The sequence below is a fragment of the Micromonospora sp. NPDC005298 genome (genome assembly GCF_040607375.1).
Lineage (GTDB): Bacteria > Actinomycetota > Actinomycetes > Mycobacteriales > Micromonosporaceae > Micromonospora.
Genome location: NZ_JBEXGP010000001.1, coordinates 150,185 through 162,421 on the forward strand (window position 1 = coordinate 150,185; position 12,237 = coordinate 162,421).

At 69.7% G+C, this 12,237-nt stretch carries 10 protein-coding genes; 5 read left to right on the forward strand and 5 right to left on the reverse strand.

The window, feature by feature from the left end:
* Nucleotides 1-127: 127 nt before the first annotated feature.
* Complete coding sequence (locus ABZS77_RS00770; RefSeq protein ID WP_354815065.1) at nt 128-2,362, reverse strand: transglycosylase domain-containing protein; 2,235 nt, start codon at nt 2,360-2,362, stop codon at nt 128-130.
* 220 nt (nt 2,363-2,582) lie between these two features.
* Between ABZS77_RS00770 and ABZS77_RS00775 the strand changes: the two genes are divergently transcribed.
* Nucleotides 2,583-3,053, forward strand: a complete 471-nt coding sequence (locus ABZS77_RS00775) for a hypothetical protein (protein WP_354815068.1) — start codon at nt 2,583-2,585, stop codon at nt 3,051-3,053.
* Between the two features lie 139 nt (nt 3,054-3,192).
* On the opposite strand, the gene ABZS77_RS00780 is transcribed toward ABZS77_RS00775, so the two are convergent.
* Nucleotides 3,193-3,642 (reverse strand): DUF5318 domain-containing protein, encoded by a 450-nt coding sequence (locus ABZS77_RS00780; protein WP_354815071.1) that lies wholly within the window; start codon nt 3,640-3,642, stop codon nt 3,193-3,195.
* A 175-nt stretch (nt 3,643-3,817) separates the two neighbouring features.
* Here ABZS77_RS00780 and ABZS77_RS00785 point away from each other — a divergent pair, with 175 nt between their 5' ends.
* Together ABZS77_RS00785 and ABZS77_RS00790 are read left to right on the forward strand one after the other, a co-directional pair.
* The gene (locus tag ABZS77_RS00785) at nt 3,818-4,456 is read left to right on the forward strand and encodes a PadR family transcriptional regulator (RefSeq protein WP_139588080.1); all 639 of its coding nucleotides are present in this window, start codon (nt 3,818-3,820) and stop codon (nt 4,454-4,456) included.
* Nucleotides 4,457-4,479: 23 nt separating this feature from the next.
* Entirely contained in the window at nt 4,480-5,559 is a 1,080-nt protein-coding gene (locus ABZS77_RS00790) for an inositol-3-phosphate synthase (protein ID WP_007453851.1), read from the forward strand.
* A gap of 60 nt (nt 5,560-5,619) precedes the next feature.
* On the opposite strand, the gene ABZS77_RS00795 is transcribed toward ABZS77_RS00790, so the two are convergent.
* Both ABZS77_RS00795 and ABZS77_RS00800 read right to left on the reverse strand, forming a co-directional pair.
* Entirely contained in the window at nt 5,620-6,105 is a 486-nt protein-coding gene (locus tag ABZS77_RS00795; protein ID WP_354815074.1) for a methylated-DNA--[protein]-cysteine S-methyltransferase, read from the reverse strand.
* 143 nt (nt 6,106-6,248) lie between these two features.
* Nucleotides 6,249-8,333: a S8 family serine peptidase gene (locus tag ABZS77_RS00800; protein WP_354815077.1), complete on the reverse strand. Its 2,085-nt coding sequence runs from the start codon at nt 8,331-8,333 to the stop codon at nt 6,249-6,251.
* Between the two features lie 185 nt (nt 8,334-8,518).
* On the opposite strand from ABZS77_RS00800, the gene ABZS77_RS00805 reads away from it, so the two are divergent.
* Nucleotides 8,519-9,076: a hypothetical protein gene (locus tag ABZS77_RS00805; protein WP_354815080.1), complete on the forward strand. Its 558-nt coding sequence runs from the start codon at nt 8,519-8,521 to the stop codon at nt 9,074-9,076.
* 28 nt (nt 9,077-9,104) lie between these two features.
* Complete coding sequence (locus ABZS77_RS00810) at nt 9,105-10,622, forward strand: SPFH domain-containing protein (protein ID WP_354815083.1); 1,518 nt, start codon at nt 9,105-9,107, stop codon at nt 10,620-10,622.
* 101 nt (nt 10,623-10,723) lie between these two features.
* On the opposite strand, the gene ABZS77_RS00815 is transcribed toward ABZS77_RS00810, so the two are convergent.
* Nucleotides 10,724-12,184 carry a CCA tRNA nucleotidyltransferase gene (locus ABZS77_RS00815; RefSeq protein WP_354815086.1) on the reverse strand — a complete coding sequence of 487 codons (1,461 nt, stop codon included), beginning with the start codon at nt 12,182-12,184 and terminating at the stop codon, nt 10,724-10,726.
* Nucleotides 12,185-12,237 lie beyond the last annotated feature (53 nt).

Here is a 12,237-nt window from a genome sequence, read left to right on the forward strand (position 1 = left end):
GGAAAGGCATCCTGCCGTACGGCGGGGGTGCGCGTCCCGTCCTGGCACCCAGATCCGGGGTACGGAAACGCCGCAGCCGGTCGGACCTGTCGTCCGGCCGGCTGCGGCGTTGCGGTTGTGCGGGTTGTCAGTCCCGCGTGTTCGGTGGCAGGCCGGGCAGCAGTCCGCCGCCGGCCCCGCCGTTTCCACCGTTGCCGGGGCCACCAGGCCCGCCGGGACCGTTGCCGCCGTTGTTGCCGTCGGTACGCGGGCAGAACGGGTTGGTCAGCGGGTCACAGGGCTGCCCGCCGCCCGGCCCACCCGGACCACCGGGCAGGCCCGGGATGGTCGGCGACACGACCGGCTCCTTGCCGTTGCCCTTCGTGGTGTCGCCCTCGCCGGTGACGCTGGGCAGGGAGATCTCGTCCTGACCCTTGAGGGCGGTGTTCATGTACTTCTCCCAGATCGGGCCGGGCAGTGTGGAACCGCCGATCGGCTTACCGCCGGTGAGGCGGATCTGGGGCTTCTTCGGATCGCGGCTGCCCACCCAGACCGCTGTGGCGATCTGCGGGGTGTAGCCGACCGTCCACGCGTGGGCGTTGTCCTTGCTGTCGTACTCCCAGGTGCCGGTCTTGGCGGCGGCCTGACGGCCGCCCTCGAGCGTCAGGTTGTTGGGCTTGGGGATCTGCTTCAGGACACCGGTGACCTCATCGGTGATCTTCTTGTCGATCCGCTGCTCCGGCTTGATGCGCTCGCTGCCGACGACCTTCCACTTGCCGGTGTCCTTGTCCTGCTGCTCGACCTTGATGACGAAGTGCGCCTTGATGTACTTGCCGTCGTTGGCGAACGTGGCCATGGCGTTGGCGTGGTCGAACACCGTGATCGGGTACTTGCCGAAACCGGTGTAGTTGTCGAACGGGTTCGGCCCCTTCTTCGACAGGTCGAAGGCCTTCGGCGGGTCGACGCCCCACATGGTGGTCACGCCGGCCTTGCGGGCCATGTCGACCACCTTCTCGGCGCCGATCTCCTTGGTGACCCAGTAGAAGGGCACGTTGTACGACTGGACCGTCGACTCTTCGAGGGTGCAGTACTTGCCGCACTTGAGGTTGGTACGGCCGGCGTTACCGATCGCGACCTTGGAGCCCTCGGGCTTGTACGGCGTGGGATCCCAATGCGACTTCACCGAGATGCCCGCCTCGATGGCGGCGGCCAGGGTGTACACCTTCATCGACGAGCCCGGCTGGTGACCGCCGGTGAGGTCGCCGTTCTTGTCGGTGTTCTTGCCGGCGTAGTCGAAGTCGGCGCCGCTGTCACCGCCGTAGTAGGCGAGCACGCGACCCTTCTTGGGGTCGATCGAGACCACCGCCGCCATCAGGTTCTTCGGCTGGTCGTTGAGCTCGGAGCCCTTCTTCGACTGCATCGCGGTGTTCTCGGCGGCCGCCTGGAGCTTCGAGTCGATGGTGGTGGTGATCCGGTAGCCGCCGTCCCGCAGGGCGTCGACGCAACTGACCTTGCCCTCCGCGCCGCTGTCGGAGCACAGACCCATCTGGTCCATCTCCTGGCGGACGTAGTTGATGACGTTGCCTCGCGGGCTGTCGACGCCGAAGCCGTTGCCGTCCTTCTTCGGCGGCTGGACCTTGGGGTACTCGGTGGGCGCCGGCGGGTGGTTGGGGGAATCCAACCAACCCTCCTTCTTCATGCCGTCGATCACGTAGTCCCACCGGGTCTTCGCGTCGGTCGGGTTGACCGCCGGGTCGTACCCCTTGTGGGTGTTGGTCGCCTGCGGCTGCTTGATCAACGCGGCCAGGACCGCGCCCTCGGCGGGGGTGAGCTTGATCGCCGGCTTGGCGAAGTAGGTCTGCGCCGCCGCCTCGATGCCGTACGCGCCGCGCCCGAAGTAGATCACGTTCAGGTAGTGCTGCATGATCTCTGGCTTGCTGTACGTGTCGTTCAGCTTGGAGGCGAGGATCGCCTCCTTGACCTTCCGGCCGTACGTGTCGTCCTTGAGGTTCTCGAACGCGTTGCGGGCGTACTGCTGGGTGATCGTCGAGGCGCCCTGCTTGTCACCGTTGGTGACGTTGTTCCACGCGGCGCGGACGATGCCCTTGTAGTCGACGCCGGAGTGCCGGTAGAAGTTCCGGTCCTCGGCCGCCGCCACCGCGTCCTGCACGTGCTGCGGGATCTGGTTGATGGTGACGAAGGTGCGGTTCTCGCTGCCCAACCGCGCCAGCGGGGTCTTGCCGTCCTTCGCGTACACGGTGGTGGACAGCGGCAGCGGCAGCTCGTTGGGCATGACCACGTTCGTCGAGTAGTAGGTGAACCCGACCACGCCGATGCCGGCGAGCATGATGAAGACGGCGAAACCGGCGATCAGCAGGTTCATCCGTTTACGCTTCTTGGCGCGGGCCGCTCCGGCCGGGTCACCGGCGCCGCGACCACCGCGACCGCCGCGCCCCGGACCGTTCGGGCCGCCGGGCCCACCCGGGCCGCCGCCGGAGACCGGGGAGACACTCGCCCTGGCGACCGCGGCACGCCCGCCCACCGACGCGGAGCCCACACTGGCCCGACCGGCTGAGGCGGCACCGACGGCGGCAGCGCCGACCGTGGCTCGGCCCGCTGGCGCGCCGGGTGCCGGGGACACCGGCACCGAGGCCCGGCCCGCTCCGGCACGACCCGCGGCCACACCCGGTGCCGGCGACACCGGCACCGAGGCCCGGCCGCTGCGGCCCGGCGTGGCCGACCCTGCGGCTGCCGATCCCACCGAGGCCGATCCGGCCGCACCGCCGCGCGGCGGCACCGAGGCGGAGCCGCCCACCGACGCGCGGCCGCCAGCGGCCCGCGGTGTCACCGAGGCACGGCCCGGAGGCGCCGCGCCGTCGGAGGCCGACCAGCCGTTTCCGCCGGAGTCACCGCCCGGTCGGCGGTACGCGTCGTTCGCGCCCGGCCCGGGGTCACCGTCGGAGCCCGGGTACTGGGCCCGTCCGCGCGCAGAACTGGGATCGCCGTACGAGTTCATTCCTCACACCCTGCCGGTCGCGGTGGGGCGCGACTGCGCCGCCACCGGGTTGCCGTGAGTTGCTTCACCCGGAACGCCGGCACGGGGGTGCCGGTCCACCAGGGTCATTGCTGTATCAATCGGGCTATTCAGACCAACGAGCGGTCCGCCGTCCCGGGTCATGTCAGCGGCCCCGGGGCCGGTCGAACCAACTGTGATCACCGTTGCGCCTCTCGCCTCCGCCGACCCGTGCCCTCGGCGCCCGCCACGTCCTGCTCGCCAGCACCGTCGCCGTCGCCAGTGAGACCATCACGGCCGAGCAGGTACTGCTCGACGAGATGGTTCCAGTCACAGCCGAGGCACACCTCCACCACGAAGACCTGAAACTCACGCAGCGTCATCGCCAGCACGGGCAGCTCGGCAAGTGTCCGGGCCTGGCCGGCGGACTGCTTGAGTTCGTCACCGTAAATGTAGTGGACCAGCGTCAGATTCTCGCTGCGACAGATGGGGCAGCGCCGCTCGGTCGGCTCGCCGTGGAACCGGGCCGCGTTCTTCAGGTACGGGGACGCGTCGCAGACGTCGTACGTGCCGACCCGGCCGGCCAGGAGTTCACGCAGCACTGCTCGCTTCTGAAGCGAGTAGTCGACGACCTGGCGCTGCGTACGCATGCGGAGAAGGGTACGCGGTCCGGCCCAGGCAGGCGACCACGGTCACGATCCGTGACGGCAACATCTCGGAGCGGGGGTTTGCTCTGACCCCCGCGACCCGCTAACGTGCGATGTATCGGTCCGATACATCGCGGCGGTTGACGCTCCTGCCAAGAGGGTACAGAGAGGGTGGCCAGTGCTCGAATTCGCCATCCTCGGCCTCCTTCAGGAGTCTCCGATGCACGGCTATGAGCTGCGCAAGGAGCTGACCGCCAAACTCGGCGCGATCCGGGCGGCGATCAGCTACGGCTCGCTCTACCCGACCCTGCGCAGGTTGCAGGCGGCGGGTTGGATCACCGAAGCCGCCGAGACACCCGCCACCGCCGAGGAGGTTCCCGCGCTGACCAGCCGACGAGGTCGGGTGGTCTACAAAATCACCGCGGAGGGCAAGGAACGCTTCGCCCAGCTGATCGCACAGGCCGGGCCCGAGACGTACGACGACACGGGCTTCGGGGTGCACTTCGCGTTCTTCGCCCGGACCGACCAGGCGACCCGACTGCGCATCCTGGAGGGTCGCCGCCGCAAGATCGAGGAGCGTCGCGAAGGGCTTCGCGACGTGCTGGGCCGGGCGGCCGAGCGCCTCGACGCTTACACCTTGGAACTGCAGCGCCACGGCCTTGACGCCTGTGAGCGTGAGGTCCGCTGGCTGGAGGAGCTCATCGCCAACGAGCGCTCCGGCCGAGCCCCGACGGTCCCCCAGGTGGGGACGGCCGGTGGCCGACGAGAAGACAACAGCCCGCCTCCGCCTGGAGAGACCAGGAAAGAGCGGCCGTGACAGAAAAGAAGGAGGCAGACGCTATGGGCTCCGTCCGCGTCGCCATCGTCGGTGTGGGTAACTGCGCCTCGTCCCTGGTTCAGGGCGTCGAGTACTACCGGAACGCCAACCCGAACGACCGCGTCCCGGGTCTCATGCACGTCGCCTTCGGCGACTACCACGTCAACGCCGTGGAGTTCGTCGCGGCATTCGACGTGGACGCCAAGAAGGTGGGCATGGACCTCGCGGAGGCGATCGTCGCCAGCGAGAACAACACCATCAAGCTCTGCGACGTGCCGCCGACCGGCGTGTCCGTGCAGCGCGGTCCGACCTTCGACGGTCTGGGCCAGTACTACCGCGAGATCGTCGAGGAGTCCGACGCCACCCCCGTCGACGTGGCGCAGGCGCTGCGTGACGCGCAGGTCGACGTCGTCGTCTGCTACCTCCCGGTCGGCTCCGAGCAGGCCGCCAAGTTCTACGCCCAGGCCGCGATCGACGCCGGCTGCGCGTTCGTCAACGCCCTGCCGGTCTTCATCGCCTCCGACCCCGAGTGGGCGCAGAAGTTCACCGACGCCGGCCTGCCGATCGTCGGTGACGACATCAAGAGCCAGGTCGGCGCCACCATCGTGCACCGCGCCCTCGCGAAGCTCTTCGAGGACCGCGGCGTCGAGCTGCTGCGCACGTACCAGCTCAACTTCGGCGGCAACATGGACTTCATGAACATGCTCGAGCGCAAGCGGCTCGTCTCGAAGAAGATCTCGAAGACCCAGTCGGTCACCTCGCAGATCCCGCACGAAATGAGCAAGAGCGACGTGCACATCGGCCCGTCGGACCACGTGCCGTGGCTGGACGACCGCAAGTGGGCGTACATCCGCCTCGAGGGCCGCTCGTTCGGTGACACCCCGCTCAACGCCGAGCTCAAGCTCGAGGTGTGGGACTCGCCGAACTCGGCCGGCGTCATCATCGACGCGGTCCGGGCCGCGAAGATCGCGCTGGACCGGAAGATCGGCGGACCGATCCTGTCGGCCTCGTCGTACTTCATGAAGTCCCCGCCGGTGCAGTACGCCGACCACGACGCCCACCAGGCCGTGGAGGAGTTCATCGCCGGTGAGGTCGAGCGCTGACCCGCTGAACACCGAACGCGGCTGAGGGCCGGGTCCTTTCGGACCCGGCCCTCAGCCATGTCAACTCCCGTACCAGGCGGTGCGGAGGGCCACCCGGGTCTCCAACTCCAGCAGGTGCACCTTGCGGGGCAGCCCACCGCCGAAGCCGACCAGTTTGCCGCCCGCCCCGACGATCCGGTGGCAGGGGACGATCACCGGAACCGGGTTGCGGTTGCAGGCCACACCCACCGCCCGCGCCGCACCGGGATCGCCGAGCCGGCGTGCCACCTCGCCGTAGGTCAGCGTCTCGCCGTACGGAATGAGGGTCATTTCCCGCCAGACGGCCCGCTCGAAATCCGAGCCGCGCGGAACCGACACCGGAACCGTGAACGCGGTCAGCTCGCCGGCGAAGTACGCCCGCAGCTCGTCGACGGCCTGCCGGGACAACGTGTCGACGGCTTCGTCGACGGCCGACTCGACCCGACCGAAGTGCGCGCCGCAGACGGTCTCGCCGTCGCTGGCCACGGAGAACTGACCGATCGGCGAGTCGAGCACGGTCCAACGCATCAACCCATTGTCCCCGACGTGTCGCCGGCCGGAGAGCCTCCGGTCCGGCGCTTGTGACCTGCTCGAACGGGCGGTGCCCGCCGGAGCCGCCCGGTGAGGGGCGACGCCGACGGGCACCGGTGTGCGAACTGGTACGAGGCCGGTCAGGCCGGGTTGATGAAGAACCGCTCGCCGGCCGAGAGACCGAAGTCGTCAAGGTCGCCGTCGAGGTTCTTGTTCGGGATGAGCTGGCTGGTGCCGGCGCTGCCCGCGCTGACGGCCTGCTGGTCGATGTCCGCCCGCAACCAGATCGATCCGTCACCCCGGTACCAGGGCAGGTCGAACAGCTCCCAGTCGCCCACGGTCGGGCCCGAGGCGACCAGCGGCTTGCTGCCCGCACCTTCGGCGCTGACGTACTTGCCGTTGGCCAGCGACCGCAGTGCGAAGAAACCGAAGCCGACGTCGACCATCTCGAACTTCTCCCACGTACTGACCGTGGCGGCCACCGGGATCAGCGGCTTGCTGCCCGCACCCTCGGCGGAGACGTACATGCCGCTGGCGGCCGACCTGATGCTGACGATCGGGTTCGGTGCCTCGACGAAGAACTTCTCCCAGGTGCTCGCCGTGGGCGCATTGGCGATCAGCGTGCCACCGGTGTTCGGCGCGCTCACGAACTTGTTGTTGACGAGCGCCTTGAGGCTCACCGTTCCGTCCGGGTTGTTGACCAGCTGGAACTTCTCCCAGGTGCTGACCGCCGGACCGTTGGCGATCAAGGGCTTGCTGCCCGCGCCGTCGGCCGAGACGAACTTCCCGTTGACCTTCGCCCGCAACGCGACCAGACCGCTGCCGGCGTCGACGATGTCGAACCGCTCCCAGGCGCCGAACGCCGGACCGTTGTTGACGAGCGGCTTGCTGCCGGCCCCGTCGGCCGAGACGAACTTGCCGTTCGAGCGGGCGCGCAGCCCGTGTGCGTCACGTGCCGGAGACACCGCGGCCGCCACGTTCAACAGCCGGTCCGTGCCGTCCCACGGGTTGTGCACCGCACCGGCGATGCCCTTGGTGACGATGGTGTCCCGGACCTGCGCCGGGCTCCAGGTCGGGTTGGCCTCCAGCAGCAGCGCGGCAGCACCCGCCACGTGCGGGCTCGCCATCGACGTGCCGTTGAAGGACACCGAGCCGTTGCCGGTGCCGGCCGCGGCGGAGACGATGCTCATGCCCGGCGCGTAGATGTCGATGCAGCTGCCGTAGTTGGTCCACCAGGCCCGGTAGTCGACCATGTCGGTGGCGCCCACGGTGATCGCGGCTGACGCGTTCGCCGGAGGGTAGTAGCAGGCGTCGTCGTACTCGTTGCCAGCGGCGATGGTGTACGTCAGACCACTCGCGACGGAGTTGTTGACCGCATTGGTCACCGCCATCGAGTCGCTTCTCTCGGGTACTCCGAGGCTCATGTTGACCACGGAGGGCCCGGTCTTGTGCGTGGTGGCCCAGTCGATCGCGGCGATGACGTTGTCGGTGGTGGCTGGGCCTTCGCACGGGAAGACCCGGAGGCCGACGAGCTTGACGTCCTTGGCCACCCCGAACCGGGTGCCGCCGATGGTGCCCGCCACGTGGGTGCCGTGCCCGTTGCAGTCCTGGGCCACGTCGTCCTTGTCGACGAAGTCGTACCCGGAGACCGCCCGGCCACCGAAGTCCTCGTGGGCGACGTCGATACCGGTGTCGATCACGAACGCGGTGACGCCGGCGCCGGTGTTCGGGTAGGAGTACGAGCCGTCCAACTTCGGGGAGGCCTGGTCGACGCGGTCAAGGCCCCAGGAGGGAGGCGAGGCCTGCGTCCCGCTAGTCGTCACCGTCCGTACCGGCTCCACGTAGGCGACGTCCGAGTTGGCGGCCAACCGGTCCGCCTCCTGGCGGGTCATGGTGGCGGAGTAGCCGTTGAGCGCCTTCTCGAAGACCCGGCTGACGGTGCCGCCGTTCCCCTTGGCCAACGCCGAGGCGGCGGCCTTGCGCTGACTCGGAGTGGCCTTCCCGTCCTTCAGGACGACGATGTAGCTGTCCGGCACCACGGCACTGGGCTTGGTCGTGGGGGCCTTGGAGTGCGAACTCACGACCTCGGGTACGCGGTCCCCCGGCGACGGAGCGGAGGGCTGTGCCAGCGCGGCGCCACCGGTGCCGGCACTGACCATGAGGGTTGCGGAGGCGATGGCGATGCCTGCCACCGCCGAGCGGCGAATGACGCCACGATCTATCACAGATTGATCTCCCCGTGTCTTCGGTGACCGCCCCCTGCGGACGGTCGACCGCCCCGGCCGATCCGACTGGCGCATCGATGCACGCCACAGCCGCCGGGCGTCCCGTCATGATGGACGATCGCCGTCCGTCGGCGCCTCGGCTTTTCGGTCGGTACGCACCCGTGTCGTCGTGTTCCTGTCGTCCGATGGACCGGCGCGAAACCTTGCGGACTGTCGATACCTTGCAGGTCGTGGCCACGGGGACGCTCATCTTTCTGATCATCGGCGGCGCGGGCGTCGTGGTGCTGGCACTCGCGCTGCTCGGCACCGAGTTGCTCCACTTAGGACATGTCGACGTGGACGGGCCGATCTCGGTCGAGACGGTCGCCGGCTTCGCCGGGGCGTTCGGGTTCGGCGGTGCCATCGTCAACGAACTGCTCGGTGCCCGTACACCGGGCATGATCGCGGGTGCGGCGGCCGGCGGCCTGCTCGCGGCCGTCCCCACCGGCTGGCTGGCCTCACGGTTCAGCCGGGCGGCCCGGAACATGCGCACCGACCCCACCCCCACCCGCGACGACCTGGTCGGTGCGCTCGGCCTGGTCGTCACGCCGGTGCCGGTCAACGGCTACGGCGAGGTCCGGGTACGGGTCGCCGGCCAACCGGTCAAGCTCAACGCCCGCGCCGACCAGCCGATCCCGATCGGCGCCCAGATCTTCGTCGTGCAGGCGCTCAGCGAGACCAGCGTGCACGTCGAGACCTACTGACTCCACCTCTACAGACGGGACTTCATCCATGCCCCTGCTGATCGCCATCGGCGGCGCGGTCCTCCTCGTACTCATCCTGGTGTTGTTCGTGCTCTCCCGGATCAAGGTGGCCGGGCCGAACGAGGCGTTCATCGTCACCGGTCGCAAGGGCCGCACCACCCAGACCGCCGACGGCGCCCGGTCGACCGACAACTCCGGGCAGAAGGTCGTGCTGGGCGCCTCGGTGTTCGTCCTGCCGGTGGTGCAGAAGCTCCAGTCGCTCGACCTGTCCAGCCGTCGGATCGACGTCGGCATCCGGGGTGCGGTGAGCAAGCAGGGCATCCGCGCCGACCTGCACGGCGTGGCCATCGTCAAGGTCGGTGGCACCGAGGACGCGATCCGTGCCGCCGCCCAGCGGTTCCTGCACCAGCAGGACGAGATCGACAACTTCACCCGTGAGGTGCTGGCCGGTGCGCTGCGCTCGATCGTCGGCCGGCTCACCGTCGAGGAGGTCATCCGGGACCGGGCGGCGTTCGCCAGCGCGGTCGCCGAGGAGGCCGAACACTCGATGACCAACCAGGGCCTGGTGCTGGACACCTTCCAGCTCCAGGACATCCTCGCCGAGGGCTCCTACCTCCAGGACCTGGGCCGGCCCGAGGCGGCCCGCGTGCTCAAGGACGCAGCCATCGCCGAGGCGCGGGCCCGGCAGCAGGCCGAACAGGAGCGACTGCTCGCCGAGGAGGCCATCGCCGAAGCGAACCGGAACCTGGCCCTCAAGCAGGCCGGCATCCAGGCCGAGATCGACGCGGCGAAGGCGAAGTCCGCCGCGGCCGGGCCGCTCGCCCAGGCGGAGCGGGACCAGGCGATCCTCTCCGAGCAGCAGAAGGTCGCCGAGCGCAACGCCGAACTCAAGCAGCGCCAACTCGACACCGAGGTCCGCAAGCCGGCCGACGCGGCCCGGTACAAGGTCGAGCAGGAGGCCGAGGCGTCCCGCAACGCGGCGGTTCTGCACGCCGACGCGCAGCGGCAGTCCGTCATCGCCGCCGCGCAGGCCTCCGCCGAGCAGGCACGCCTCACCGGTGAGGGTGAGCGGGCCCGACGAGCGGCGCTCGCCGAGGCGAACGCCATCGAGGGCGCCAAGGAGGGCGAGGCCGAGCAGCGGCGGCGCTCCGCCATCGCCGAGGCCGTGGAGCGGGAAGGTCAGGCCGAGGCTGCGGCCATCCTCGCCAGGGGTGAGGCCGAGGCCGACGCGATGGCGCGCAAGGCCGAGGCGTTCGCCGCGTACGGGGAGGCGGCAGTCCTCGATCTGCTGGTCAAGGTGCTGCCGCAGGTCGTCGAAGCGGCAAGCGCCCCGATCGGCGCGATCGACAAGATGACAGTGATCTCCACCGACGGCGCGTCGTCCCTGACGAAGTCCGTGGCCGGCAACGTGGCCCAGGGCCTCCAGCTCGGCAGCGACCTGACCGGGATCGACCTGCCCGGCCTCCTGGCACGGCTCGGCTCGGCGTCCGCTCCGGCCGGCAATGGCGCCGCGTCCGTTGACGGAAAGGCCGTCGAAACCCGCTGACCCCGCCCCACCGCGTCGATCTTGCAGTTTCGGTTGTCGATACGGGCAGCCTTGCCCCTTGTGTCACAGCAGAAACTGCAAGATCGCGCGAGGCGAGAGGGCTAGGTGATCAGGCCTTCGGCGCGGGCCCAGCGCAGGAGTTCGGCCTCGGCGGCGTCGCGGTCCAGCGGGCCGTGTTCCAGGCGCTGTTCCTTGAGGTGCTTCCAGGCCCGACCCACGACCGGCCCCGGCGGTACGCCGAGCAGTTCCATGATCGCGTTGCCGTCGAGGTCGGGACGGACCCGTGCCAGGTCCTCCTCGGCGGCGATCCGGGCGATCCGGTCCTCCAACGCGTCGTAGTCGCCGGCGAGCTGGGCCGCCTTGCGACGGTTGCGGGTGGTGCAGTCCGAGCGGGTCAGCTTGTGCAGCCGGGGCAGCAGATCACCCGCGTCGGCGACGTAGCGGCGCACCGCCGAGTCGGTCCACTCGCCCCGCCCGTACCCGTAGAAGCGGAGGTGCAGCGCGACAAGCGCGGTCACCTTCGCGGTGATCTCCTTGGGGTAGCGCATCGCCTTCATCCGGGCCTTGGTCAGCCGGGCGCCCACCACCTCGTGGTGGTGGAAGCTGACCCGGCCGTCGGACCCGACCGCCTTGGTCGCCGGCTTGCCCACGTCGTGCATGAGGGCGGCCATCCGCAGGACGAAGTCGCAGCCCTCCTCCTCGAAGGAGACCGCGTTCTCGACGACCGTCAGCGTGTGCTCGTAGACGTCCTTGTGCTGGGCGTGCTCGTCGATCTCCAGCTTCAGCCCGGTCAGCTCCGGCAGGAACCGCTCGGCCAGTCCCGTGTCGACGAGCAGCCGCAGCCCGGTGATCGGATCCGCGCCGCAGAGCAGCTTGGTGAACTCGTCGCGGATCCGCTCGGCGGTGATCCGGTCCAGGTCGGCGGACATGTCGGCCATCGCCCGGTGCGCGTCCGGGTGGACGGCGAAGCCCAGTTGGGCGGCGAACCGGGCCGCCCGCAGCATCCGCAGCGGGTCGTCGCCGAACGACTCGCGGGGGGTGCTGGGGGTACGGATCACCTTGGCCGAGAGGTCGTCCAACCCGCCGTGCGGATCGGTGAACCGGTGCTCGGGCAGGCTCACCGCCATCGCGTTGATGGTGAAGTCGCGCCGCTTCAGGTCCTCGTCGAGGCTGGTGCCGTACACCACCACCGGGTTGCGGCTGACCTGGTCGTACGACTCGGCCCGGAAGGTGGTGATCTCCAGTCGGAGCCCGGCGCGCTGGGCGCCGATCGTGCCGAACTCCCGGCCCGTCTCCCAGATCGACTCGGCCCAGCCCTTGAGGATCCGCAGCGTCTCGTCGGGGTGCGCGTCGGTGCAGAAGTCCAGGTCGTCGCCGAGCCGGCCGAGCAGCGCGTCCCGGACCGAACCGCCCACCAGGTGCAACTCGTGACCGGCGCGCACGAACCGGCGGCCCAACTCGTCGGCGACCGGGGAGACCCGGAGCAGTTCGGCGACGGCGTTGCGCTGCGCGGCGGTGAGTTCGCGGCGGTCGGCGGCAGGGGTAGCGGAGACTTCGGACATGGGATCGCCAGCCTATCGGGCCGAGGTGTGATCGGATCCGCCGGGCGCGGGTA